General features: G+C 72.1%; 22 protein-coding genes. 13 read left to right on the top strand and 9 right to left on the bottom strand.

From position 1 onward, the window contains the following. The first annotated feature begins 12 nt into the window (after window positions 1–12). The 5 genes from CFN78_RS25910 to CFN78_RS25895 all read left to right on the top strand — a co-directional run bounded on the left by CFN78_RS25910 (window position 13) and on the right by CFN78_RS25895 (window position 4,469). Window positions 13–600 carry a hypothetical protein gene (locus CFN78_RS25910; protein ID WP_094865648.1) on the top strand — a complete coding sequence of 196 codons (588 nt, stop codon included), beginning with the start codon at window positions 13–15 and terminating at the stop codon, window positions 598–600. Between the two features lie 76 nt (window positions 601–676). Beyond that, a complete protein-coding gene (locus tag CFN78_RS29970) occupies window positions 677–760 on the top strand; it encodes a cittilin family RiPP precursor (protein ID WP_276307380.1) in 84 nt (27 codons plus the stop codon). A 57-nt stretch (window positions 761–817) separates the two neighbouring features. Further along, window positions 818–2,146 carry a cytochrome P450 gene (locus tag CFN78_RS25905; protein ID WP_094865647.1) on the top strand — a complete coding sequence of 443 codons (1,329 nt, stop codon included), beginning with the start codon at window positions 818–820 and terminating at the stop codon, window positions 2,144–2,146. Continuing rightward, a complete protein-coding gene (locus CFN78_RS25900) occupies window positions 2,143–3,354 on the top strand; it encodes an MFS transporter (protein ID WP_094865646.1) in 1,212 nt (403 codons plus the stop codon). The genes CFN78_RS25905 and CFN78_RS25900 overlap by 4 nt, the downstream gene beginning before the upstream one ends. Beyond that, on the top strand, window positions 3,354–4,469 hold the full coding sequence (locus CFN78_RS25895) for a glycosyltransferase (protein WP_094865645.1): 1,116 nt from the start codon (window positions 3,354–3,356) through the stop codon (window positions 4,467–4,469). The genes CFN78_RS25900 and CFN78_RS25895 overlap by 1 nt, the downstream gene beginning before the upstream one ends. Before the next feature lie 205 nt (window positions 4,470–4,674). Here CFN78_RS25895 and CFN78_RS25890 read toward each other — a convergent pair whose 3' ends face one another. After that, window positions 4,675–5,214 (bottom strand): hypothetical protein, encoded by a 540-nt coding sequence (locus tag CFN78_RS25890; RefSeq protein ID WP_094865644.1) that lies wholly within the window; start codon window positions 5,212–5,214, stop codon window positions 4,675–4,677. Between the two features lie 578 nt (window positions 5,215–5,792). Next, on the bottom strand, window positions 5,793–6,452 hold the full coding sequence (locus tag CFN78_RS25885; RefSeq protein ID WP_094865643.1) for a TetR/AcrR family transcriptional regulator: 660 nt from the start codon (window positions 6,450–6,452) through the stop codon (window positions 5,793–5,795). A 145-nt stretch (window positions 6,453–6,597) separates the two neighbouring features. On the opposite strand from CFN78_RS25885, the gene CFN78_RS25880 reads away from it, so the two are divergent. Beyond that, entirely contained in the window at window positions 6,598–8,454 is a 1,857-nt protein-coding gene (locus CFN78_RS25880) for an AMP-dependent synthetase/ligase (RefSeq protein ID WP_094865642.1), read from the top strand. Beyond that, window positions 8,451–9,317 carry an esterase/lipase family protein gene (locus tag CFN78_RS25875; protein ID WP_094865641.1) on the top strand — a complete coding sequence of 289 codons (867 nt, stop codon included), beginning with the start codon at window positions 8,451–8,453 and terminating at the stop codon, window positions 9,315–9,317. The genes CFN78_RS25880 and CFN78_RS25875 overlap by 4 nt, the downstream gene beginning before the upstream one ends. A 59-nt stretch (window positions 9,318–9,376) precedes the next feature. Here the strand turns inward: CFN78_RS25875 and CFN78_RS25870 are convergent, their stop codons facing one another. Together CFN78_RS25870 and CFN78_RS25865 are read right to left on the bottom strand one after the other, a co-directional pair. Then, window positions 9,377–10,021 carry a sulfotransferase family protein gene (locus CFN78_RS25870; RefSeq protein WP_133116482.1) on the bottom strand — a complete coding sequence of 215 codons (645 nt, stop codon included), beginning with the start codon at window positions 10,019–10,021 and terminating at the stop codon, window positions 9,377–9,379. Then, window positions 10,012–10,800, bottom strand: a complete 789-nt coding sequence (locus CFN78_RS25865; protein ID WP_205660654.1) for a 3'(2'),5'-bisphosphate nucleotidase CysQ — start codon at window positions 10,798–10,800, stop codon at window positions 10,012–10,014. Before CFN78_RS25865 ends, CFN78_RS25870 begins: the two co-directional genes overlap by 10 nt. Before the next feature lie 376 nt (window positions 10,801–11,176). Between CFN78_RS25865 and CFN78_RS25860 the strand changes: the two genes are divergently transcribed. The 4 genes from CFN78_RS25860 to CFN78_RS25845 are packed head-to-tail and all read left to right on the top strand — an operon-like array spanning window position 11,177 to window position 14,352. Beyond that, window positions 11,177–12,673: a sugar transferase gene (locus tag CFN78_RS25860; protein ID WP_094865639.1), complete on the top strand. Its 1,497-nt coding sequence runs from the start codon at window positions 11,177–11,179 to the stop codon at window positions 12,671–12,673. Further along, entirely contained in the window at window positions 12,663–13,130 is a 468-nt protein-coding gene (gene pssD / locus CFN78_RS25855) for a PssD/Cps14F family polysaccharide biosynthesis glycosyltransferase (protein WP_205660653.1), read from the top strand. Before CFN78_RS25860 ends, pssD begins: the two co-directional genes overlap by 11 nt. Continuing rightward, window positions 13,127–13,738 (top strand): glycosyltransferase, encoded by a 612-nt coding sequence (locus CFN78_RS25850; RefSeq protein WP_133116481.1) that lies wholly within the window; start codon window positions 13,127–13,129, stop codon window positions 13,736–13,738. The genes pssD and CFN78_RS25850 overlap by 4 nt, the downstream gene beginning before the upstream one ends. Beyond that, complete coding sequence (locus CFN78_RS25845) at window positions 13,735–14,352, top strand: hypothetical protein (RefSeq protein WP_094865636.1); 618 nt, start codon at window positions 13,735–13,737, stop codon at window positions 14,350–14,352. The genes CFN78_RS25850 and CFN78_RS25845 overlap by 4 nt, the downstream gene beginning before the upstream one ends. 10 nt (window positions 14,353–14,362) lie before the next feature. Here CFN78_RS25845 and CFN78_RS25840 read toward each other — a convergent pair whose 3' ends face one another. Then, entirely contained in the window at window positions 14,363–15,865 is a 1,503-nt protein-coding gene (locus CFN78_RS25840; protein WP_165777712.1) for a Wzz/FepE/Etk N-terminal domain-containing protein, read from the bottom strand. 123 nt (window positions 15,866–15,988) lie between these two features. On the opposite strand from CFN78_RS25840, the gene CFN78_RS25835 reads away from it, so the two are divergent. Together CFN78_RS25835 and CFN78_RS25830 are read left to right on the top strand one after the other, a co-directional pair. Then, entirely contained in the window at window positions 15,989–16,765 is a 777-nt protein-coding gene (locus tag CFN78_RS25835; RefSeq protein ID WP_205660652.1) for a CDP-alcohol phosphatidyltransferase family protein, read from the top strand. Next, window positions 16,762–17,847 (top strand): right-handed parallel beta-helix repeat-containing protein, encoded by a 1,086-nt coding sequence (locus CFN78_RS25830; protein WP_094865633.1) that lies wholly within the window; start codon window positions 16,762–16,764, stop codon window positions 17,845–17,847. Before CFN78_RS25835 ends, CFN78_RS25830 begins: the two co-directional genes overlap by 4 nt. 24 nt (window positions 17,848–17,871) lie before the next feature. Here the strand turns inward: CFN78_RS25830 and CFN78_RS28930 are convergent, their stop codons facing one another. The 4 genes from CFN78_RS28930 to CFN78_RS25805 are packed head-to-tail and all read right to left on the bottom strand — an operon-like array spanning window position 17,872 to window position 23,956. Continuing rightward, window positions 17,872–19,401 (bottom strand): oligosaccharide flippase family protein, encoded by a 1,530-nt coding sequence (locus CFN78_RS28930; RefSeq protein ID WP_165777711.1) that lies wholly within the window; start codon window positions 19,399–19,401, stop codon window positions 17,872–17,874. After that, window positions 19,398–20,681, bottom strand: a complete 1,284-nt coding sequence (locus CFN78_RS29370) for a hypothetical protein (protein WP_094865631.1) — start codon at window positions 20,679–20,681, stop codon at window positions 19,398–19,400. The genes CFN78_RS28930 and CFN78_RS29370 overlap by 4 nt, the downstream gene beginning before the upstream one ends. Beyond that, on the bottom strand, window positions 20,682–21,635 hold the full coding sequence (locus CFN78_RS25810; protein WP_094865630.1) for a glycosyltransferase family 2 protein: 954 nt from the start codon (window positions 21,633–21,635) through the stop codon (window positions 20,682–20,684). Beyond that, window positions 21,632–23,956 carry a delta-60 repeat domain-containing protein gene (locus CFN78_RS25805; RefSeq protein ID WP_094865629.1) on the bottom strand — a complete coding sequence of 775 codons (2,325 nt, stop codon included), beginning with the start codon at window positions 23,954–23,956 and terminating at the stop codon, window positions 21,632–21,634. The genes CFN78_RS25810 and CFN78_RS25805 overlap by 4 nt, the downstream gene beginning before the upstream one ends. Window positions 23,957–24,069: the final 113 nt, after the last annotated feature.

The following is a 24,069-nucleotide window of genomic DNA, read 5'->3' as shown; positions in this document are numbered from 1 at the left end:
GGGGCCACGCCCGTGACCACGTTGTTCGACGTCGCCGAGGACACCCGTTTCGGCGTGCTGCCCGCGCTGCGATGGCAGGCGGAGAACGTCGGCCACGGATGGCAGTGGGTGCGCGACCGGGAACTGACCCCGCCCGGCCACCTGGTCGAGGGGTATCAGCTCGTGCACCGCGGCCTGGCCGAACTCGGTGAGGTGTTCGACGAGACGGACGGATCGGGAATCGACAGCGGCTTCCCGAAATCGGTGGCGGAACGGCTTTCCGCGGATGTGCTGGACCATCCGCATGGCCGGTCGATGGTGCCGGACCGGGCACCCATCCGGTTGGTCGGCCTGCGATCGCTGCTGTGCCCGCTGTACGTCAACGACACCCGGGAGCTGTTCCTGCCCGGGTGGCTCACCCCGGAAATCGTGTCGAATCTGTTCTCCCCCAACGCATCGTTCACCTCGCGGCGGCCCACCTGCACGACCTGGCTGGTACTCGACGCACCCGTGTACCGGGAGCGGGGAAAGGACTTCGCGACCTTCGCGTACTTCTTCACCAGGGAGGGCACCGATCCCGGCGCGCGCTGGCACTGGCGGGCCAACGACGGCCGCGACTGACGGTCCGCTCCGGAGAACGCCGACGACCGGCCCGGAGCGGCTCCACCGTCCGACTCTGTGGGAGGAGGTGAATTGCATGCGCAAGGCACTGCTGGCCGTGGCGGTCTTCGCGGGCGTCGCCCGTAAGGACCGGCTCACCGCTCCGTACGTCTACTACTGATGAGCACGTGGCGGGGTCGTCCAGCGGGCGGCCCCGCCACCCGAGCACGGGAGAACCATGTCCGGCGACCCGCCAGGCCCCCAGGGTGACCGGCTCACCGGCAACCTGCACTCGTTCACCAGCGACCCGCTCGGCTTCCTCACCGACTGCGCCCGCGAGTACGGCGACGTAGTGAACATCAGCTCGCACAACGTACTTCTCGGCGACCCCGGTGACATCGAGCGAATGCTGGTGGACCGCGAGGGCGTGTTCGCCAAGACCACGGCCGAGACCAGGCAACGGACCCGTAAACGCGGATTTCCCCGGGCGATGATGAACAGTGAGGGCGCGGACTGGCGACACAAACGCACCCGGGTGTCCCCGGCGTTCACCCGCGCCCTGGTCGCCGGTGCGGCGGACCTCGCCCACCAGGAGGCGTCCGAACTCGCCGACCGGTGGCCCACCGGCGAGCCGCTGGACCCCGCGCCCGCCGTGGCGCGACTGGCCCTGCGCACGGTGACGAAGCTGATGTTCGGCAGCGCCATGTCCGACGAGGACGTCGCCGCGGTGAGCAGACTGGTCCGGGAGATCATGGACGTCTCACTCTCCCCCATCACCCTGCCCGACTGGGTGCCCGCGCCCCGCGCCGTCCGGATGCGGCGTGCCCTGCGCGACGTCGACCGGGTCATCGCCGGTGTGGCCGGCCGATCGCACGCCGCGGACCCGTCGGCCGCCCCGGTTCTGCGTGCCCTGCTCGACGGCGACCCGGCACCGTCGCAGGAGGAGTTGCGCGACGAGCTGGCGACGCTGGTCCTGTCCGGGTTCGAGACCACCAAGAACGCCGTGCTCTGGTGCTGCGAGCAACTCGCCCGCCACCCTGCCGTCGCGGACCGGGTCGCCGCCGAGGCCACCGCCGCCGAGACCACCGCCGCCGAAGGGGCCGGGGCCGGGCGTCTCGCGGCGCTGCCGTTCACCGACGCCGTCGTGCGGGAGACGATGCGCCTGTACCCGCCCGCCTGGCTCACCAGCCGGGAGACGATCGAGGAGGTCGAGTTCGGCGGCTACCGGATCGCGCCCGGGACCACGGTCACGGTGAGCCAGTGGGTCACCCACCGCGACCCACGCTGGCACGCCGACCCGGCCGGGTTCCGGCCGGAGAGGTGGCTCGGCGGGGCCGGGCAGCCGCCCCGCGGCGCGTACTTCCCGTTCGGGCTCGGGCCGAGAGCGTGTATCGGAGCCGCCGTCGCCGGCACCGAGGTGACGGTGGTGGTCGCGGAACTGTGCCGGCGTTTCCGGTTCGAGCTGGACGATCCCGCCGCCGTCCGGCCGAGGCCGGCGCTCTCCCTGCAGCCCTCCGGCCTCGGCCTGCGCCTGCGGGCCCGGCAGGTCGCCGACGCGGCAGGATGACCACCACCGGAGCGTCCCCGGCCCGCTGGCCGGACCTGCTGCGTATCGCCGAGTTCCGCGGCATCCTGACCGCGCACGTCATTTCTTTGCTGGGCACCGCGATCGCGCAGGTGGCGCTGGCCGTGCTCGTGTACCAGCGCACCGAATCCCCGTTCCTGACCGCGTTGACGTTCACCCTGTCCCTGTTGCCCAGCCTGGTCGCGGGCACGCTGCTGTCCGCGCTCGCGGACCGCTTCCCGGCCAGGCGGGTGCTGGTGACCTGCGAACTCCTCGGGGCCGCGGTGGTGGCGCTGATGGCGGTGCCCGGTCTCGGCCTGCCGATCCTGCTGGCACTGGTGTTCGTACTCGGCGCCACCGGAACCGTGTTCGTCGGCACCAGGGCGGCGCTGCTGCCCGAGGTGCTGTCCCCGTCCGCCTATCCGCTGGGCCGGGCGATGCTTCGAGTGCTGGCGAACGTTCTGCAGATCGCCGGCTACCTGGTCGGCGGCGCTCTACTGCTGTTCGTTCCGGTGATCGCGGCCCTGCTGCTCGACGCGGCGACCTTCCTCGTGTCGGCACTGCTGATCTGGCGGGCCACCGCCGCCCACGACCTGCCCGCACGTGGCGCGGGCGGTGTCGTGCGGGCGTCCCTCGACGGCCTGCGGACCGCGTTGCGTACCCCGCGTCTGCGCTCGATGCTGCTGCTGATGTGGCTGCCCCCGGCGTTCGCGGTGGTCCCCGAGGCGGTGGCCGTCGTCTACGCGGGACAGAACGGCCTGGACACCGTGGGACTGGGTGTGCTGCTCACCGGCAGTCTCGTCGGGGCGGTACTCGGCGAGCTGGCCGTCGGGCAGTATCTCGGCGACCGGGCGCGGCAGCGTGGCGTGCTGCCGCTCGCCGCGCTGCTGGCGTTGCCCCTGCTGGGGTTCCTGTTCCAGCCCTCGCTGCCGTTCGCCGCGTTGCTGCTGGTGCTGTCCGGGCTCGGTTTCGGCTACACCCTCGGTCTGGACCGGTTGCTGCTGAACGCCGTCGCCGGGGACGTCCGGCAGCGGGTGCTCAACCTGGCCGCCACCCTGCCGATGGCCGCTCAGGGCCTCGCGTTCGCGGTTGCCGGTGCCGTCGCGGAGGTCGTGCCCGCCCACCTGGTGATCGTGGCGGGTGGCGTTCTCGCCCTGGTCACCGCGGCCTTGTGCGCGGGTCCTGTTCTCCGCGCGGGACGGGCGGCGTGATGCGCGTCCTGGTCACCTCCTGCCCGGCCACCAGCCACTTCTACCCGCTCGTGCCGTTCGCCCTCGCCCTGCGCCGGGCCGGGCACCGGGTGCTGGTCGCCACCGGTGGGGGGTTCGCCGCGCGCGCCGCCGCCACCGGTCTGGACGTGTTCCCGGTGGGTGGGGACGTCGACCTGATGTCGGTGGCCCCGCCACGCCCCCGGCCGGGAGCAGCGCCGGACCAGGCGGGCTGGGGGCGGATGCTCGCGCTGGCCGAGCGGACCGCGCCCGACCTCGTCCGCCTCGCCCGCGACTGGCGTCCCGATCTGCTGGTCCGCACGCCCACCGAGTTCGCCGGCCCGATCGTCGCCGAACAGCTCGGTATCCCGGTGATCGAGCACTCCTTCGGCCTGCCGATGCCCCGCGAACGGCTCCGTGCCGCCGACGAGTTGCTGGAACCGCTCTACCGGCGCTTCGGCGTGCGACCGCGACTGTGCGACCCGGCGTGGGTACTGGACGTGTGCCCGCCGTCGTTCCGCCCGGCGGGGGTGATCGCCGGAACGGCCATGCGCTACGTCCCGTTCCACGGCCCGGAACCTTCCGGGCCGGGGCGTCTCGAGGACGTCGACCTCTGTCTCACCCTCGGCACGATCCTGCCCGCGCTCGGGCACACGGCGGTTGTCGCTCCGGTGGTCGAGGCGGCGGCCGACCTCGGCCTGCGCACGCTCGTACTCGGTGCCGCGACACCGGATTCGCCCGGTGTGACGTCCGCGCGCTGGCTGCCGCTCGGCGAGGTTCTGCCCCGCTGCCGGGTGCTGGCGCACCACGCGGGATCCGGCACCACCTTCGCCGCGCTCGCCGCCGGGGTTCCGCAACTGGCCATGCCGCACATGACCGACCAGCCGGACAACGCCGCACGGATCGAGGCGACCGGCGTGGGGCGGCAGTTGGCCCCGGAGCGGATCGACCGGGAACAGGCCCGCACAGCACTCGCCGCGCTCGTCGCCGAGGGGCCGGAACGTGCCGCGGCCCGGGCACTCAGCGCCGAGATCGGTGCCCAGCCCTCACCCGACGAGGTGGTGGCGAGCATCGGCTCGCTGACCGCCACACCGCCGCCCGGCCAGGCGCCCGCGTAGTACGCACCCCACAGGGGGCCGGTAGCCGAATTTTCCTTGCCACGCCGGGAGTTCCGCGGCGTGGCGGGATCCGCGGTGTTCGCGCTGCCGTCGACGGCGGGCAGGGTTCCAGCGTCGACGGCGGCGCGAACGCCGCGGCCCGTCCGGGCGGGTGGGATGCCAGGCACCCCGCCCGCGCCGGCGGTGTTGTTGCCAGGGGCTCGGGTCAGCCCCGGACCTCCGCGATCATCTGCTGGGCCTTGGCCTGAGCCTGGTCGTAGCGCTCCGGGTAGGCGGACCGCTGCACGCTCTGGGCGAGCTGGCCCGCCGAGAAGCCAGGGGTCTTCAGATCGTTCGGGATCGCCTGGTCGAGGTACGCGTTGGTGGCGTGGTCGACGTTCAGGCAGTCTGCGGGGTTGTCGCACCAGCCCTGGCTGGGCCGCTGCTGGAACACGCCGAGCGAATCCCGGTCACCGCAGTTCAGGTTGTGCATGTGCGACTCGACCCAGCCCGCCTCGAACGCCGAGAGCAGGACCTTCGGCGTGACCTGGCGCTGGGTGGCGATCTGGTAGATCCGCGTGGTGACGTTGAGGTCGCGGTCGGGCGGCACCGTGCAGGCGGCGTCGAACCATTCCGCGTTGGACACCTCGGGCGGCGGGGCCGCGGCGGCGGTGTCGGCCATCGCCACGTTGCCACCCAGCACCGTCAGTGCTGCGGCCGCGACCAGGCCGGAGACACCGACTCTTCGCTTGATCGTCCTCGACATGCTTCTCCCTCGCAGATGAATTGCTCACTCGATTGAGTGAGCGCCGGAGAGAAACTAACCAACGTTTATTGCAACGGTCAATCCTCCGGAAAGCCTAACGCTGCGGCCTCGCGTCGTGACTTTCCGTGGCTACGTTTTTTCAGCCCTCCCGGAGCTCTGGACGAGCGCCTGACAGGGCGGTGAGCTTGCCGCACGGCAAGTGTCGAGCACCCGCGCACGCCCTGGAAGAGCCCGGTTTTCCGCTACCCCTCCCGCTGGAGCGCCGGGCCGCTCGACGCAGCATCGGGCCCGGTGTCCCGCCGTCGCGCGGGAGGCGGAAGTGGCGTCGTTTTCCTTTCCTGTGAATCGTTTCCCGTCCCCCGGCGGATCGCCCGCACGGCGCCGACGGAACCGTCGAACTGTTTTCTGCTGCCAGGAAAAGAAATCGTCAGAAATGCCGGGTGCCCGAGTCCCCTCCCCGGCCCGGACGCGGAACCGTCCACATGAGATCGCCGGGACACCGATCCTTCACGCTGCCAACGAAGCCTCGGCGTGCGAAGATGCGTCGCCGCACCCGTCAGGACCCGCCCGCCGCCGGATCACCGCTCCGGTTCGGGGCCGGCTTCCGCGGTCGCCTTGATCTTCGCGACGGCGTCGCCCGCGATCAGCGTGAGCACCCGGCCGAGCAGATCGTCGGACACGGCATCCGGGTCGATGTCACCTTCCGCGGCCAGGCCGTTGCTCAGCGCGAGCAGTACGACGGCGAAGTCCTGGGGCGGCAACGGCAGTTCGAGTTCCAGCCCCTCGGCGAGCCTGCTCAACGCCCTCGCCACGGTGTCGCGGACCTCGCGGCGCCGGGTGCGCAGCGCCTCGCGCCGCTGCGGACTGTGGCTAGCCATCGCGATGTACTCGGCGAGCAACCGGTGCCAGACGATGTCCGCGCGCATCTCGCGCACCAGCACCTTGGCGACCCCGGCCAGTGCCTGATCGGCGTCCGCGCCCGCGGCGAACCCGGCGAGCGCGGCCTCGAGCCGGTGCGCGGCGTGCTCCTCCATCAGAGCCAGCACCAGTTCGTCCTTGGACCCGAAATTCGAGTACACGGCGCCCTTCGTCAGCCCGGCTACCGCGGCCACCTCGCTGAGGGAGGTCCGTGCGATCCCCTTCTCGCCGAAAGCGGCGAACGCGGCGTCGAGCACCCGCCGCCGCGTCTGCGAGCGATAGGGCCGGGTGCGTCCGGCGTCCGCGCCGGTCTTCTTCACTGGTGTCGCTTCGTCTCGCGCAGACGCCTCGGCCACGGCCGTCCTTTGCTGTCGTGCACTGGGATCCGGGTGAATTTTCGCATGTCTGTTGACTTCCTCGCAAGCAAGTCGATACTACTCGGTATTCAATACCCGGAGGTACTCGATGTCGAGTTCGGTGCGTTCGCAGACCGGCATGGCCGAACAGGCCACCCTGTCGGACCTAGCGTCCGAGTCCGCCGCGACCTTCGGAAACGCCGTCGCCCAGCGATATCCACACGACGGCCGCTGGGTGGAGCGGACCTTCGCCGAGCTGCACGACGCCGTCCTGCGGGTGGCCGGGATGCTGCACGAAGCCGGCGTGCGCCCGGGGGAACGGGTGGCCCTGCTGTGCGCCACCCGTGCCGAGTGGACGGTGTGCGACCTGGCGATCGCGCGACTGGGCGCGGTGTGCGTGCCGGTGTACCCCAGCGGCTCCGACGCGCAGATCGGCTGGGTGCTGCGCGATTCGGGCGCCGCGGCGGCGATCGCCGAGACCGCCGCGCACCTGAACCGGCTCGAACACCTGCGCGAGCGGACGCCGGCCATCCGGGTCGTTCTCGGCGTCGAGCGGGCGACCGCGCACGGGCCGGCCCTGGCCGAGGTGATCGACTCCGCCTCGGCGTCCGGGAGCGGCCTGCCGCCCGCCGGAACGGAACCGGACCTGCCGTTCACCATCGTCTACACCTCCGGCACCACCGGCCCGCCGAAGGGCTGCGTGCTCTCGCACCGCAACGTCCTGTCGGTCGTCGCGATGCTGCGCGGGATCAGCGACGCCGGGCCGGGCGACGTCGTGTTCGCCTACCTGCCGCTGGCGCACCTGTTCACCCGCATGCTGCAGATCTTCTGCCTGCGTGCGGGCGCGACGATCGCGTACTCCGGCGGAGACATCCGGACGGTCGTCGCCGAACTGGCCGAGGTCGCGCCCACCCACCTGCCCTCGGTGCCCGCCATGTTCGAGAAGATCCACTCCCTGGTCACCGCGCAGGCGACGGCCCGCGACCCGAGCGGCCGGGAACTCGGCGAAGCGGTGGAACTCGGGCTGCGCGTCCGGGCGGCACGGGAGCGGGGCGAGCCGGTCACCGACCGGGACCAGCAGCGCTTCGATGACGCCGAGCAGGCCCTGTTCGCGCCGGTGCGCGCGGTGTTCGGCGGCCGGGTGCGCCAGGCGCTGACCGGCTCCGCCCCGATCGCGGCGGACATCCTCCGGCTGTTCTTCGCCTGCGGTGTGCCGGTCTACGAGGCGTACGGGATGACCGAATCGACCGCCGTGATCAGCGCCTGCCGCCCCGGCGAGTGGCGTCCCGGCACGGTCGGCCGCCCGGTTCCCGGCGTGGCGGTACGCATCGCCGCGGACGGCGAGGTCTGCGCGCGGTCCGCCGGGGTGTTCGGCGGCTACTGGCGCGACGAACCCGCGACCACCGAGACGATCCGGGACGGCTGGCTGCACACCGGCGATCTCGGTGAGCTCGACGAGGACGGCTACCTGGTGATCACCGGCCGGAAGAAGGACCTGATCATCACCGCGGCCGGCAAGAACCTGAGCCCGGCGAACCTGGAGAACGATCTGCGCCGGACGCCGTGGATCGCGGACGCCGTCATGCTCGGCGACCGCAGGCCCCACCCGGTCGCGCTGATCGCACTGGACGAGGACACGGCGGACGGCCTGGCCGCGCTGGCCGGGATCGAACGGACCGGCGCCTGGCACACGGATCCGCGGCTGCGGGCCGTGCTCGCCGCGGACGTCGAGCGGGTCAACGCCCAGTACGCGCCCGCCGAACGGATCCGCGACTTCGCCGTCGTTCCCCGGCCGTTCACCGTCGATTCCGGTGAGCTGACGCCGACGTTGAAGGTGCGCCGCGACGTCGTCGCGGAGCACTTCGCCGAACTCGTCGAGGCCCTCTACTCCCGGCCCGCGACCGATCACGCCGTCGCGGTGCCCGAAAGCCCGCGACCGGAAGAACAGAAAGGAATCCGAACATGAGACGACGATTCGCGCGGGGGGCGATCGCCCTCGTGGTGGCGCTGGCCGCCCTTGCCGTGCCGGGTACCGCCTCCGCGCAGCCGGGGGGAGGTGGCAACAACGACGCCGACTGCCGTCCCAGCGCGCAGCACCCGAACCCGGTGGTGTTCCTGCACGGACTCGGCGCCACCTACTACGAGGACCTGAACTTCCTCCAGGCGCACGTGGCGAGGAAGGGTTACTGCACCTTCAGCGCGACCTACGGTGCCTATCCCGGATTCCCGTTCGTCGGCGGGCTGCGGCCGATCGCGGACTCGGCGGCCGAGATCGCGGCGTTCATCGAGCAGGTGCGCGAGCAGACCGGGGCCGCGAAGGTCGACATCGTCGGGCATTCCGAGGGTGGATTCCAGTCCCTCTACGTCACCAAGACGCAGGGCATCGCCGACCGGATCGACAAGGTGGTGGCCATCGCGCCGCCGACGCACGGCACCACCTTCGCCGGCCTGTACAACCTGGCGTACCTGTTCGGCGAGAAGTCCCGTGAACTCATCGACGAGGTACTGACCAGGTTCGGCTGCCCCGCCTGCTCGGAGATCGGCATCGGCGGCTCGGCGGTGCAGACCCTGGGCGACGGGCCGGTCGCCCAGCCCGGAGTCACCTACAACATCATCACCTCCCGCAACGACCAACTGGTCACCCCGCAGGAGACGTCCTTCGTGCGCGAACCCGGTGTCACCAACCAGTTCGTGCAGGACACCTGCCCACTCGACCCGGTGGGGCACATCGGCGAGGCCTACGACCTCAACGTCTGGCACCTGGTGACCAACGCACTCGATCCGGCGAACGCCGAGGACTTCCTCTGCACGGTGGGCTTCCCCGGCTGAGCGGACCGGTGGCGGGTGGCTCGCCCGCCCGTCACCGCCGCTCGACCGAAACCGCGGCGTCAGGGTTCCCGGTGCGCGTCCACCGCGTCCCGGAACGACCGGGAGTCGTTGAGGTGCGGGAAGGGTTCGCCGTCCGGGACGGCGACGCCGAGGAACTCGCAGAGCGGTTCCCAGCCCTGTGCGACGTCGAACACCAGCAGCCGCTCCGGCGCGATCGCCGCGCGCACGTCCTCGATGTGCCGGGTGAACACGCCGGTCATGTACTCGGCGTCGGCGAGGTCCCCTTCGCCGAACTGCCGCCCGGAGATCCGCGCGATCAACGGCAGGAACGGTGCCAGCTCGGGAATCCCGAGCCGCGGGTCCTCCGCCGTGGCCGCCTGCCACATCGGCAGCAGTGCGCTGGCGAAGCTCCGGTACCAGCTCCGCGGATCGCGGACGGTGAGCAGGACCTTGGCGTCCGGATGACGATCGGCCAGCTCCCGCCAGAGACTCGCCCCCGGCCAGTCCAATGTGGACTGGTATTCGGCCAGCGCGCGGTCGGCGGCGGCGGGTGCACCGTCCAGCGCGGCCGTCCAGTGCTCCAGGTGCGCGGGGTTCCCGATCAGCTCGCTGAAGTGGTAGCAGGGGCCGAAACCCAGCCGGGACAACGCTTCCCGGACCGATACCGTCCCGGTGCGGCCGAATCCGGCACCGATCACTCGCATCTGTTCATCCCTCGTTCGCCTCGGACGATCCTGTCGATCTCCGCCAGCACGTGGTCCGCGTCCCGGCGGTGGCAAACCACCAGGTCGGGCAGCCAGGCGCCGTCCCGGTTGTAGACGAGCGGGCTGCCGTCGATCCGGCTGGCGTGCAGGCCGGCGTCCAGTGCGACGGCCACCGGGGCCGCGGAGTCCCACTCGTACTGGCCGCCCGCGTGCACGTAGAGGTCGGTCTCGCCGAGTACCACGGAGGCGATCTTCACCCCGGCCGATCCCATCGGGCGCGTTTCCGCGTCCAGCGCACCGGCCAGTTCGCCGGTGAAGGCGGGCGGACGGCTCCGGCTGACGGCCATCCGGAGCTTCCCGCCGGACGGGGTCGGCCGGTGGGCGTCGCCGGTGGTCAGCACCTCACCGCGAGCGGGCAGCGCGACCGCGCCCGCCATCGGCCGTCCCCGCTCCCACCGGGCGACGTGCACGGCCCAGTCGGACCGGCCCTGCTCGGCGAACTCCCTGGTGCCGTCGAGCGGGTCGACGATCCACACCCGGCCGTCCCGGCGACGCCACTCGGTCCCGGACTCCTCGGACAACACCGCGTCAGCGGGCCGGTACCGGGCGAGCGCGTCGATCAGGTACTCGTGCGCGGCACGGTCGCCCCCGGCCCGCAGCGCAGCCGGATCGGCGTACCCCTTCTCATCGCGCAGGGCGAGCAGCAACTGCCCGGCCTGGACGGCAAGCAGCCGGGCGAGTTCGTCGTCGGCACCGGAAGCAGCCAGGTTGTCGCCCACTGCGGTCTCCTCTGAACGGGGCGCGGAGGAGACGGCCCGGTGTCGATACGGCAGCGGCGAGCCTACCCGCGGCCGAGGTCGGGCGGGGTCGTCCTACCAGTGGGTGATTCCCCGAGCGGAGCCGAGAGGGTGAAGGGAAAGCCGGTGCGGGTCGCGTCCGAGCGCGAACCGGAGCCGGGATCGCTGCCGCACCAAGGATGTAGGACATTCGGCCGTATTTGACGCGCAAATGGGGCAGTCTGTCGTGAGGCTGTAACGAATGAGGTTGTGAGGACGAAATGATCACTCGATAGGGTGATCGACCTGAGGTGGCTGGTGGTGAATCCCTCATCGCAGGTCACGGTCGTATGCCATCGGGTTTCAGTGGGGGTTCTGGGTGTCGCAGAAGCCCGTCCTGTCCCGGCAGGCCCCGGTGGACGAGTTCCCCTCCGGCCTCGTCCCGGTCCGGCCGGGCCACACCCGCAGCCGCGGCCCGGTGCTCGCCTGGGAGCGCCGCTACCGGTTGCTGGTGATCGGCTGCGACGTCCTCACCGTCTCGCTCGTCTCCCTGCTCGCCACCGCCTCCGCAGGAGTCGGCCTGCCGCCGACGCGGCCGTGGCAGATCCTGGCCACCGCCGTGATCGTGCTGCTCGCCATCGCGGCCAGACGCGGATGGAGTCGCGGAGTCCTCGGCGAGGGGGCCGAGGAGTTCCGCAGGCTCGGCAACGGGATGGGCACGGCGGCCGTCGTGATCGCGCTGCTCGGTTCCGCGCTGGAGGACCTGCGCACCTGGCCGACGCTGTTCGTCTTCCTCCCGCTCGGCACCGGCGTCGCGCTCGGCGCCCGGTACCTGCTGCGCCGCCTGCTGCATCGCGCCCGGCATCGCGGCGCCTGCCTGCTGCCGGTCGTCGTCGCCGGGGCGCCGGATTCGGTTCGTGACCTCATCCGGCGTACCCGGGAGCAGCCCTACGTGGGCTGGCGGGTGGAAGCGGCCTGCCTGGTGCCCTCCGGCGACGAACCCTTCGACGCGGGCGAGATCGACGGCGTGCCGGTGGTGGCCGGGCTCGACGGACTCGGCGCGCACGTTCTCCGGGCCGGTTACCGGGTCGTGGCGGTGACCTCCGCGCCGTACTGGACCACCGACCGGCTGCAGCGCCTCGCCTGGGAACTGGAAGGCACCTCGGCGGAGCTGACCGTGGCGCCGGTGCTGATGGAGGTGGGCGGGCCGAGGCTGCGGGTCTCCGGAGTGCTCGGCATGCCGATGCTGCGCGTGCGGCCGCCGATGTTCACCGGCGGGCACCGCGTCGTCAAGGAGATCGTCGACCGCCTCGGCGCCCTGTTCGCGCTGACCCTCGCGCTCCCGCTGATGCTGACGATCGCCGCGGCGATCAAGCTCGGCGACCGGGGCCCGGTCTTCTACACCCAGCACCGCGTCTCCCGCGACGGGCAGCTCTTCCGGATGTGGAAGTTCCGCACCATGCGGGTCGGCGCCGACGCCGAACGTGCCGGGCTCGCCGAACTGGACGCGGGCAGCGGGCCGCTGTTCAAGGTCTACCGCGATCCGCGGATCACCCGGACCGGCGCGCTGCTGCGCCGGTTCTCGCTGGACGAGCTGCCGCAACTGCTCAACGTGCTCGGCGGCACCATGTCACTGGTCGGCCCCCGGCCGCCGCTGCCAGAGGAGACCGAGAGCTACGGCACCGTCGTCCGGCGGCGGCTGCTGGTCAAACCGGGCATGACCGGGCTGTGGCAGGTCAGCGGCCGCAGCGATCTGTCCTGGGAGGACAGCGTGCGGCTGGACCTGCGGTACGTGGAGGACTGGTCGCTGGCGCTGGACGCGGCGATCCTGTGGAAGACGGCCCGCGCCGTCGTGGGGGGCCGGGGTGCCTACTGACCGCCGGGCGACGATCATGCTGGTCGCGTCCACCGGCGGCCACCTCGCGCAACTGGTGAACCTGCGGGAGTGCTGGGCAGGCCATCGCAGGCACTGGGTCACCTTCCGCAAGCCCGACGCCGAGGCGGCCGTCGGCACGGACGAGGTCACCTGGGCGCACCACCCGGTCACCCGCAACATCCCCAACGCGCTGCGGAACCTGCTGCTCGCGGTGCGCACGATGCGCAGGCTGCGGCCGGACGTGATCGTGTCCACCGGGGCGGGCGTGGCCCTGCCGTTCTTCGTGGTGGCCCGGTTCCTCCGGGTGCGCACCGTCTACCTCGAGGCCTTCGAACGGATCGATCGTCCCGCGCTGACCGGGGTGCTGTGCTACGCGCTCACCGACCGGTTCTGCCTGCAGTGGGAGGAACAGCGCGACACCTACCCCGAGGGAATCCACGTGGGAGCCGCCTGGTGACCCCGCCGCGGCCGAGGGTGGTGGCCGCACTCGGCACCGACCACCACGACTTCCGGCGCTGTCTGTCCTGGTTGGACAGTTGGGCCGCGGAACACCCGGAAGTGAGCGTTTTCGCCCAGCACGGCCATTCCGCCGCGCCACGGCACGCCACCGGGGTCGCGATGACCAGTCGTGCCGAGTTGCTGGAGCACTTCGCCTCGGCCTCGGTCGTCCTCACCCACGGCGGCACCGGGTCGATCATGGACGCGCGGGCGTGCGGCCACCTGCCCGTGGTCGTGCCGCGCAGGGGAGAGCTCGGCGAGCACGTCGACGATCACCAGGTTTCCTTCTCCCGCAGGATCGCCGAGCGCGGCTGGATCCACCTCGCCGAGCACGAGGACACGCTGCACGGGCACCTGGACCGCGCGCTCGCCGAACCCGTGCACTACCGCCTCGACGTGACCACCGTCGCCGCACCCGTCCCTGCGGTGTCCACAATGGACGACGTGCTGGCCGGCGTGCTGCGCGAGCGGCCCGGACGCCTGGATTCCCGCAGGCTCGGGCAGATGGCGCGACTGATGTTGTTCGGCAGGCGCCCCGGAGCGCGGAACGGAGACCGGAACCCGTGAGCGAATCGAACCGAAGCACCCCTCGCAGGTACCTGGCCGTGGCGACCGGGGTGCTGCTGCTCGCCGGGGTGGTCACCGCGACCGTGCTGGTCAGCGGACCGGACGAGGAGCCGGCCGCGCAGCCCGCGCCCTCCGCGCCGCCGCCCGCACCGAGCACGACGGCTTCGTCCCCGGTGTCCTCCGCTCCACTCGACGCGGCCGACCCGGAGGCGTCCGGGGCCGCGCTGACCGGCTTCCTGGACGTCACCGATGCCGTGCTCGGTGGCGCGGGAACGAGCCCGCAGGACCTGGACGCCGCGGCCGAGGGCTTCGCCAAGGGCGAGGTCGAGGCGACGATGGCGGAGTTCACCGCGAACGGCTGGCGACAGGAGGGCACCGCGACGGTCACCGAGGTGCGCACCGTGGCCTCGGATCCCGGAGCCGATCCGCCGACGGCGACCGTGTGGGCGTGTGTCGACTCCTCCGGCGTCCGGATCGTCGACGAGACCGGCCAGGTCGTCTCGGAACGCGCCGCGGGCGACGGAACCCGGGTGCCGCACCTCTACACGATGGTGCTCAGCGGCGACCGGTGGAAGGCCATCGACCACACGTTCCCGCCAGAGCCGTCCTGCTGAGCACCGCCGGTCAGTCGAACCCGGGCGGCCGGTACCCCTGCACGGGCGGCGACTGGCCGGAGGGTCCACCGGAACGCGAAGCCTGTTCCCGCAACCGGTTCACGTCGATGTCGACGGTCGCCTGCCCCGGACCGAGCGGGTGCGCGCCGGGCGCGGCCTGCTGCTGGTGCGGAGCGGGCGGGGGCATCGGCGACTGGGACGGCGGCTGGGAAGGGTTGCGGGCCGGGCTGATCCAGTACGAGGGGACGATCACCACCAGGTCGACCTCGGCGCCCACCACCCGCAGCTCGCCGATCAGCCGGGTCACCGCGGCCACCTCGGCCTCGGGTGAGGTCGCGACGATCACCTTGCCCGCCTCCCGGCCGAGCATCGCCGTGCGGGCCACGCTGACGTCGGCACGAGGGCTGACCAGCACGGTGCTGGCCTTTCCCTCCCAGGTGCGCGGGTTCAGCAGCGCGCCGAGGTACTGCTCGCCGTCCTCGGGCCGGTTGCCGCCGGCCCAGATCACCGAACGGCTGCGTGGATCGAATCCGCGCAGGTGGGTGCTCAACGCCGCGCCGAGCGTCTGGATGCTGTTCTGGTCGGTGCCGAGCAGGGCGACGGTGACCACGGCGCCGCCCCTGCCGCCGATCCGCAGCGCGACGCGGTCCAGGAAGTCCAGGTCCGACTGCGCGTCGGCGGCCTCCAGCACCGGCACCGACAGTGCGTTCTGCAGCCGGGACCGATCGCGTACCCGGCCGTCCACCCGCTCGCGGACCAGCGCCACGGCCACGCCGACCAGCAGCCCGCCGACCGCGCCGCCCCCGGTGAACACCAGCGGCCCGAGCGAGGGCGCCTCACCGGGGGCCGCCGTGGTGATGATCCGGCCCGGTTCGACGGCCACCAGCCCGAGATCGCTCTGCTGGGTGCGCAGCGAGTCGATCTCGGCGCGCAGGCCGTCGGCTCCGGGGCCGGTGGGTGCCGTGGTCAGCTCGGCGGTCAGCTCGTCGATGCGGGCGGCCACGTTCTGCTTGATCCGGTCGGCCGCCGTCGCCGCCGTCTCCGTGCGCATGTCCAGGTACGCGCGGGCGACGGCGTTGGCCAGTGCCGCCGAGGCGTCCGGGTCGTCGCCGGTGGCACTGATCTCCAGCACCTGCGAGTCGGCCGGGGAGGTGACCGTGAGCCGGTCGATCAGGTCCTGCGTGTCCCCGCCGTCACCGGTGATCGACCGGGCCCGCTCGATCACCTCGGTGGACTGGATCACCGCACGCTCCGTGGTCATGTTGACCTCGTCCTTGGCGCCGGACGTGCGTTGCGGGTTGGCCGAGACCGGGTTGACGGTGACCACCGCCGTCGAGGAGTACACCGTCGGCCGCACCAGCGAGAAGACCAGCGCGATCAGGGCGAACCCGACCGCGGTCAGTGCGATGAGGCGCCAGCGCCTGCGGAGCTGGCCGCCGATGTCGGCCAGGCGCACCGAGGGGCTGGACACGGCGGGAACGCCCGGAGGATCTGGCTCCTGGTGGATGGTCACCAGGATATTGTCAACCATTCGGGGCACGCATGGGGCACTTGGTGCCACTGCGAACATGGCGGATGCCGGATTCACCCGGGACGGAGCCGGCCGGGGTGACCGGCCGGGAGGGAGAGCGCTTCGATGGGGTCATCCACACCGGACGCCGGTGGTCCGATGACGGCGGCCGGGACCGGGAGCCGCTTCGCCCGTGCGATGCGCGATCTCGGCGGGGCGCAGAAGGCGGGGGCGGGCGTGCCCGCGTACACCCGCTACGTGAACCGTCCGCTCGGCAGGCGGGCCGCCGCGGCGGCGTTCGTCCTCGGCGGCACGGCGAACCAGGTGACGGTGCTCAGCGGGCTGGTGTCGCTGGCGTCGATCCTCGCGCTGGTGCTGCTGCCGCCGGTGTGGTGGTGCGGGTTGCTCGCCGGTACCGGGCTCGTGCTCGGCTACGTCCTGGACTCCGCGGACGGCCAGCTCGCCCGGCTGCGCGGCGGCGGCAGCCTGAGCGGCGAGTGGCTGGACCACGTCGTCGACGCGGCCCGGATGCCTGCCGTCCACCTCGGCGTGCTGATCGGCCTCTACCGCTTCCACGAGGACGCCCCGGCGGCGTTGTTGCTGCTGCCGCTGGGTTTCCTGCTGGTGTCCACGGTGCGGTTCTTCGCGCTGATCCTGGCCGAGCAGATGCGCCGCTACGCCGCGCCCGGCGGGGCGGACGGCCCGGCGACCGGTGAATCGGCCGCGCGGTCCCTGATCGCGCTGCCCGGTGACTTCGGCGTGCTCTGCCTGATCTTCTTCGCCTGGGGCAGCCTGCCCGTCTTCCTGACCCTCTACGCGCTGCTGTTCGCCGGCAACACCCTGCTGCTGGTGCTGAGCCTGCTCCGGCGGTACGGCGAGCTGCGGACGATGGTGCGGGCATGACCGGCGAGGAACGCGCGCACCGCAGGCGGGCGGTGCTGCGCGGGGCGACGTTCACCGCGGCCGGAGCGACGGCGGGCCTGTTCGCGGGCCCGGCCGTGCACGCGGCGACCGGCGGGGACACCGAGACCGGGCCGTGGCGCCACGTCGCGCCCGGCGACTCCATCGCCGACGCCGTCGCCGGTGGTGCGCGGGCGATCGCGCTGGGCGAGGGCGACTATCCCGTCGACGAGACGCTGGTGCTGCCGCACGGCTGCCAGGTGCGCGGCATCGGCCAGCTCACCCGGCTGGTGCCCGCCGAGGGGGTGGGCACCGTGCTCGCCATCGGTGAGGGCGGCCCGGCGTACGGGGTGCAGGTGGCGGATCTGGCGATCGACTGCTCGCCGGGTGCGGCGACGGCCGTGGACGTGCACATCGTCGGCCGGGAGGGCAACTGGAAAGGCGACAACGACGCCGCCTGCCGGCTGGACAACCTGTGGATCTGGGGGCCCGCCGAGGACGGCGTCGTCTACCGCGGCACCGACAACCGCTCGGTGGTCACGTCCAGGGTGCGGGTGCGGCAGGCGGGGCGGTACGGGTTCCGGATCGGCGAGTCCTCCGAGTCCGCGCCCTCGGACTGCTGGTGGATCGCCTGCGAGGCGACCACCACGACCGCCACCGGGTCCAGCGCCGGTTTCCTGGTGCGCGGCGCGAACCACTTCCTGCAGGCGTGCAAGGCCTGGTACTGCCGCGACTACGGCTTCCACGTCCTTGGCACCCGGAACAAGTTCCTCGGCTGCGAGGCGCAGGACACCCGGAGCCACGGGTTCAACATCGAGTGGGACATGAACCTGTTCAACGGTTGCAGCGCCGACACGGCGGGCATGTGGGACGTCGGTGGCAGGCCCGACGAGGCGGACGGCTTCTACGTCGCCGACGGCGACCGTACGTCGATCACCGGGTGCCAGTCGTTCGACCGCGGGCCGAAGGGCAGGCCGCCGCAGCAGCGGTTCGGCTTCAACGTCCCCGCCACGATGCTCGACGAGGGGCGGCTTTCCGGCCACTCCGGCTGGGACAACGTCCGCGGACTGGTCAACCGCCGCTGACCGGTTCCCGCCGCTGCCCACCGGTCACGAAGCGTTCGGCCGGGCCGGTGCGCGACGGCGGAGCAGACCGGCGACGGAGCCAATGCCGAGCGCCTCGCGGTAACGCAGGCAGCAGCCCGTCAGCAGCAGCGCGGCCAGCAGCAGGTGCAGGACCAGCGCCGGGACGCCTGCGCCGAGCGTCCAGCGCAGCAGCAGACCCGGCAGCCCGACGGCGACGGCCACCAGCACGACGGGCAGCAGCAGTTCGCGCACCGGGATCCGCACGGTCAGCACCCGGTGTACCTGCCAGGTGGCGAGCCCGACGTCGACGGCGATCGTCAGCGCCCAGGCGAGCGCCGCGCCCGCGATCCCGAACAGCGGCACGAGAAGCAGGTTGCCCGCCACGTTGGTGACCAGCGCGGCGGCCTTGTTCTTCATCTGCCAGCTACTCTGGCCACCCATCAGCAGAATGGTCTGGACCATGCCGGCGCCGGTCCAGACGAACATCGCCACGCACAGCACCACCAGCGACCCGGTGCCCTCGCCGAAACCGCCACCGAACAGCGTCAGCACCAGCGGCGCGAACAGGGCCATCGTCAGGTAGAACGGCCAGGCGAGCAGGATCATCGCCCGCGTCGTCATCAGGTGCAGCGATCGCGCCTGGGCGAGATCGCCGGTGGCCATGGCGGCGCTGATCCGCGGCGACACCGCCATCCGCATCGCGTTCTCCACCAGCAGCCCGGACTGCGCGCAACGGGAGACGACGGCGTACACCCCGGCCGCTGTCGGCCCCAGGATCGCGCCGACGATCAGCACGTCGACCCACACCAGCGCGATCTCCAGCGCGGCGGCCACCCCGCGCGGTGCCGAGAACGACCAGAACTCGCGGGCCAGCGCCGGGGTCGGGGTCGGCGCGGCCTGCCCGGCACCCGGAACCGCCGTACGCCGGAGCTGGCGCAGCAGGATCACCCCGGCGACCACGGCCGCCACGGCGAACGGCCACGCCCAGGCGTGCACCGCCGCCACCAGACCGAAACCGGCGCCCAGCACGACCAGCACGCCCGCCACCCGCGCCACCGGCAGACCGATGTTGTGCACCCCGGTGAACGGCAGCACCCCGCCCAGCCCACGTGTCCCGCCGAGCAGCACGGCGACCAGCGAGGCGAGCAGCACCAGCGGCGCCGTCTGCCGGATCAGCCCGGTCAGCACCGGCTGCCCGGCCGGGTCGGTGAGCAGCCCGGCGAGCCAGGGCGCGGCCGGCCACACCACGGCGAGCACCACCGCCCCGAGCAGCACCACCGGCCCGAGCGCCACGAGCACCGTCCGCCGCAGATCGGCGTGCCTGCCGAGGGAGACCTGCCGGGACAGCTCCCGGACCAGCCCGGTGTCCGCGCCCAGCTCCAGCACGTTGGCGAGGATCATGAACAGCGCGACGAGCTGGAAGAAGTACCCGGTGCCGGTGTCGCCGAGCCCGCGCCCGACCACCACCGCCAGCACCAGCCCGAGAATCGCCCCGGTGCCACCGCCGAGCAGGCTCACCAGCCCGGCCTTCGCCAGCCTGCCGCCGCCGCTCACGCGGGCACCCGGCGCGGACGGGTCGCCGCCGGGTCGCGCAGCAGCACGGCGGCCAGCAGCGCCACCGTCAGCAACTGCATGGTGTCCAGGCCGTAGAAGAAGATCAACGTGCACGCGGTGAGCAATGAGGAGTGCAGCCACAGCCGCCAGGTGGCGGGTGCCCGCCAGGTACGCAGCACGGCTCCGGCGAGGAACCAGACGAACAGGCCGAGCCCGACGAAGCCGAAGGAGAACATCACCATCCAGAACTGGCCCTGGGTGCCGACGGAGATGTCGAGCAGTTCCGACGGACGCGGTGCCCCGTAGCCGAGCAGCGGGGAGTTCAGGGTGCGGTCGAAGGTCTCCTGGTAGAGCGTGCCGCGGTCGTCGGTGCTGCCGTAGTCGGCGCGTTCGCTCAGCCGCTCCAGCAGCCCACCGGACAGCGCCGCCGCTCCCGCCGCGCCCATCGCGGCAACCAGCGCCAGGAACGGGGCCACCCGGCCGCGCAGCGCCAGCCGCACGGCCACGTAGCCGACGCTCAGCGCGACACCGAGCAGCAGGCCGCGGTTGAGCGTCGCCACGGCCGGGGCCACCGCGGCGGCGAGGCAGAGCACCAGGAAGACGCGCAGCATCGTCGAGCGGGCGAGCAGGATCTGGGCCAGCGCCACCGGGGTCAGCAGGGCCATCGCGCTGCCCCAGCCGTTGGTGTAGGGGAACGGCGCGGACGGTCGGATGTAGGCCTCGGTCGCGCCCCACGGCTTCTGCACCTCGGCCAGCGGCGGGAAGACGAGATCGCGGACGTACTCGTTGCCGGTGATCGACTCCGGCAGCAGCAGGCCGACCGGAGTGGTCAGCCGCCCGGTGGGAAACAGCATCCCGGCGTAGCCGCCCGCGATGACGGTGACCCAGAGCAGGGTCAGCCCGCCGATGATCCGGCGAGTGGTCAGGTGCTCGCGGGCGTTCACCACGTAGAGCAGGATCACCGCGATGGCCAGGTAGTTCGACGTCCGCTGGGCGTAACCGACCAGCCGCAGACCAGAGTCCAGCATCAGCGCGCACGGCACCGCCCAGGTCACGAACGCCAGCCACGGCGCGATCCCCGGCACGATGGTCAGTCCCCGGCGGACGACCAGCAGCACACCCATCACCGCGGCCATCAGGATGACCATGAACGGGGTGAGCCCCAGCAGCCAGTAGACCGGAAAACCCCACAGCAGCACGTCGATCGGCCACGAGGGCAGCGGCCGCCGGGTGACGGGCGGTGGTGCCGGAACGGCCGGGGACTGCTGCAGCAGCGACATCTACAGACCTCGGCCGCGCGCCTGCACTCGCCGGACCAGGCCGTCCGCGCTGGTCAGCCGTGCGGCGACGGCCAGCGCACCGAACGCTCTGAGCTGTCGTGGATCGTGCCGCAGGGTGCGTACCGCCCAGCGCACCGCCTGCCCCCGCGCACCGCGCGCGGCGTGCGCGAACGCGATTTGCCCCTCCAGCCGGGCGCGTCCGGTGCGGGTGCCAGCGAACTCGGGGAACTTGCGCAGGATGTAGGTCAGCCCGTCGGCCATCGCCTTCCACTTGCTCATGTAGAAGGACGGCCTGCTCCAGTTCACCGCGATCAGCGGTTCCGGGACGCTGACGACGTCGCCGTGCCGGGCCGCGCGCAGCAGCCAGTCGTAGTCCTCGCCGAACGAGTTCGGCAGTTCCTCGTCGAGCAGGCCGATCCGGCCGAGCAGGTCCGCCTTGCGCACCAGCAGCGTCGAGGAGTGGATCTCCATGATCCGGGATTCGAGGAACTCGGCGAAGCTGGCCCGTTCCGGTGCGGGCCTGCGGTGCTCGCCGGTCTCGCTGTGGATCGTCACGCCGGTGGCGACGACCGGGGCGTCCGCCGAACGCCGCCACAGTTCGAGCTGGCGGGTCAGCTTGCCCGCCAGCCAGACGTCGTCGTCGTCGCAGTGCCCGACGACCTCGTGTGCGGCCAGCAGGATGCCGGTGTTGCGCGCGCCGGCCAGCCCGGGGGTCCGCTCGTTGCCGGTGACGCGCAGTGTCCGATGTGGACCGGTGACCGGCACCGGCACGTCCTGCGGCTCCGACCGGTCGAACACGACGATGCACTCGATGTCGCCCGGGTACTCCTGTTCCAGCACACCGCGGACCGCCCGCGCCAGCAGTTCGGGCCGGTCCCGGGTCGGGATGACGACGCTGACGCCGGGCCAGTCGGCGAGCGCCCAGGTGGCGGTCGCGCTGCCCGGCCCGCTCATCGGGCGGCCGCCGCGGGATTCATCGAGTGCACCGGGGTGCTGGCGGAACGGTTGCCCGCGGTGTCCACGGCGCGGACGAAGTAGCGCTGCGCCTGGGTCGGTGCGGGAACGACGAGCGAGGTCGCGGTGCCGGTGGAGACCACCCGGTCGCCCTGGAGCACCTCGTAGCGCAGGCCGCCCCGGTCGTCGGTGGACCCGCCCCAGCTCAGCCGCCGGGTGTTGTTGCCGGCGTCGGTGCTGCCGAGCGCGCCGGGCGTACTGGGGGCGACGGTGTCGCGCGGAGCGAACCGGGCGAACCCGCCGACCCACTGGAAGCTGCCGTTGGTGCGGCGGGCCTGCCGCATGTCACCCATGAACCACACCTTGCCGGTGCTGTCCTTGAACGAGCCCCACGGGCCCTGGTCGTAGTTCGCGTTGAACCACGGGGTGAACTCGGGCAGCATCTTCCCGGTCGCCACGTCCCAGGCGCCGACCAGGTCGATCTTGTCGGCCTGCGTCCACTTCGTGCCGACCTCCGGCCAGGTGTAGGACTCGGAGTACGCCCAGTGCCGGCAGTGGCAGGTCGCGTACACGACGCCGTCGTAGACCTCGGCGGACTGGATGTCCCCGCCCGCCTTGGTGATGTTGCCCGACAGCGAGGTGAAGTCGTCCTTGGCGTAGCTGAACATGCTGTGCTGCGAGCCGCCGACCCACACGCGGTCGCCGGCCTCGACGATCGCCTGCTGGTAGTGCGTCGCGTTGCTGAACTTCGGCGGCTTCATCCCGGGCACCAGCGGTGCGCCCGCCCCGGTGCCGAGTATCGCGACGTTGTCCGTGGTCTGGTTGTTCGACCAGGTCATGTGCCCGGCGGCGTAGAACCGTTCGCCCGCCGAGCCGAGATCGAGGTCGAACACGGAGCCGTTGAAGTTGGGGTTCCAGCTCGCGTCGGCGGTGGCGTCGGCCAGCGACACCCGGCCCGCGTTGCGGGCGAAGGCGGGCTGCGCCTGCTTGCCACCCTTGAGGTGGGTGAACGAGCCGCCGATGTAGAGCCAGTCGCCCTCGATGTCGAGCGTCCGGATCTTCACCGTGCAGCAGGTCAGCCTGCTTTCCACGGTGAGCTTCCAGTCGGGGTCGATGGCCCCGGTGACCGGGTCGAGCGCGACGACGCCCACCGCGGGCTGGCCGTTGACGGTGGTGAACTCGCCGCCGGCGATCAGTTTCCCGTTGGGCAGTGGTGCCAGGGTCTTCACCTGGCCGTTGAAGACCGGGCGGAAGGAGGGGACCCACTGCCCGGTGTTCACGTCGAAGCCGGCCAGGTAGCTCTGCTGGATCTGGTCACCCGGCGCCGGGTTCTGTCCTTTTTGGACGAACTTGAAGTTGCCGCCGACGAAGACCGTGTTGCCGACCTGGGTGGCGTCCTGCGATTCGGTGTACAGCTCACCGGTGTTGGCCGTGGCCCTGCCGGTGACGCCCCACTCCTGCGGTTCCGCTCCGCTCTGCAGCAGCGGGGAGAGCGGCTGCTTCGCGGTACCGCCGTCCGGCACGGCCGGGTAGCTGATGTCGGAGCTGAGCAGCTTGGGGCGTAAGAACATCTGGGTGAACGGACGAGCGAATCCCGCGCCGTTCGTGGCCGAGTAAAGATGGCTGTCGGCGCTGTTCGTTCCCTTCACCTGCGAGCCGTAGGACCAGCCGCGCACCCAGCCCTGCCCGGCCTGGTCGTCCCGGGTGTCGACGCGACGCAGCGCGTCGTCCAGGCCGAAGCTGACGGTCTGCCCGCCGCTGCCCGCCGCTCCGTCGAAGGTGAACGCGCCGACCCGATGCTCGGCACCGAAGGACCAGGCCCAGCGGTCCCGGTTGGCGAAGCGGAAGCGCGACTCCTGCCAGGCGGTACCGCCGGTGTTCGTGGCGCGACGCAGGCGGACCGGGTCGGCCAGCGCGTCCACCCGGCCACCGTCGAGCAGCGCGTCGACCGTCGGCGAGGGCAGGGTGCGCACTCCGAAAGCGGCCGGCCCGGTCACCGCGTCGCGGACCTGGGCCGGGGTGCCCTGCCCCTGATACTCCGGGCGCCAGTCCTGCCTGCCGCGGCCGATCAGCACCCAGCCGCCGCCGTCGGTGGTCATGTCGCAGTAGAACTGTTCCGGCGCGACGAGTTTCGGTGTCTGCAGCCAGTAGTTGCCGTTCGCGGCGGCAGGGGTCTTCTGCTTGACCTCCCAGCAGGAGGCGGCGGCGTCGGCGGCCGAGGTCCCGCCGCGCAGCGACTGCTGGGAGAACGCGGCCGGTGCCGCGACCATCAGCGAGGCGAGCAGTGCCGCGGTGAGGCAGGTGAGAATCAGGCCGCGCACGCGAGGCCGCGGTGCCCTTCCGGCCGTCGCGGAAACCGGGTCCGGTGCCGAACCGGGACGCTGCCGTCGAGCCACGCTGGTGCTCCCAAGGTCGTCGTGTCGTCCGCGCGACG

Source organism: Amycolatopsis antarctica (assembly GCF_002262875.1).
Lineage (GTDB): Bacteria > Actinomycetota > Actinomycetes > Mycobacteriales > Pseudonocardiaceae > Amycolatopsis > Amycolatopsis antarctica.
This window is presented reverse-complemented; position numbering and strand designations above follow the sequence as displayed.

Excerpts from the sequence above, each read along its gene's own strand:
- CFN78_RS25830 (WP_094865633.1), top strand. The coding sequence starts at position 16,762 with ATGACCGGCGAGGAACGCGCGCACCGCAGGCGGGCGGTGCTGCGCGGG.
- CFN78_RS29370 (WP_094865631.1), bottom strand. The coding sequence starts at position 20,681 with ATGTCGCTGCTGCAGCAGTCCCCGGCCGTTCCGGCACCACCGCCCGTC.
- CFN78_RS25900 (WP_094865646.1), top strand. The coding sequence starts at position 2,143 with ATGACCACCACCGGAGCGTCCCCGGCCCGCTGGCCGGACCTGCTGCGT.
- CFN78_RS25880 (WP_094865642.1), top strand. The coding sequence starts at position 6,598 with ATGTCGAGTTCGGTGCGTTCGCAGACCGGCATGGCCGAACAGGCCACC.
- CFN78_RS25810 (WP_094865630.1), bottom strand. The coding sequence starts at position 21,635 with ATGAGCGGGCCGGGCAGCGCGACCGCCACCTGGGCGCTCGCCGACTGG.
- CFN78_RS25905 (WP_094865647.1), top strand. The coding sequence starts at position 818 with ATGTCCGGCGACCCGCCAGGCCCCCAGGGTGACCGGCTCACCGGCAAC.
- CFN78_RS29970 (WP_276307380.1), top strand. The coding sequence starts at position 677 with ATGCGCAAGGCACTGCTGGCCGTGGCGGTCTTCGCGGGCGTCGCCCGT.
- CFN78_RS25835 (WP_205660652.1), top strand. The coding sequence starts at position 15,989 with ATGGGGTCATCCACACCGGACGCCGGTGGTCCGATGACGGCGGCCGGG.
- CFN78_RS25875 (WP_094865641.1), top strand. The coding sequence starts at position 8,451 with ATGAGACGACGATTCGCGCGGGGGGCGATCGCCCTCGTGGTGGCGCTG.
- CFN78_RS25895 (WP_094865645.1), top strand. The coding sequence starts at position 3,354 with ATGCGCGTCCTGGTCACCTCCTGCCCGGCCACCAGCCACTTCTACCCG.
- CFN78_RS25870 (WP_133116482.1), bottom strand. The coding sequence starts at position 10,021 with ATGCGAGTGATCGGTGCCGGATTCGGCCGCACCGGGACGGTATCGGTC.
- CFN78_RS25890 (WP_094865644.1), bottom strand. The coding sequence starts at position 5,214 with ATGTCGAGGACGATCAAGCGAAGAGTCGGTGTCTCCGGCCTGGTCGCG.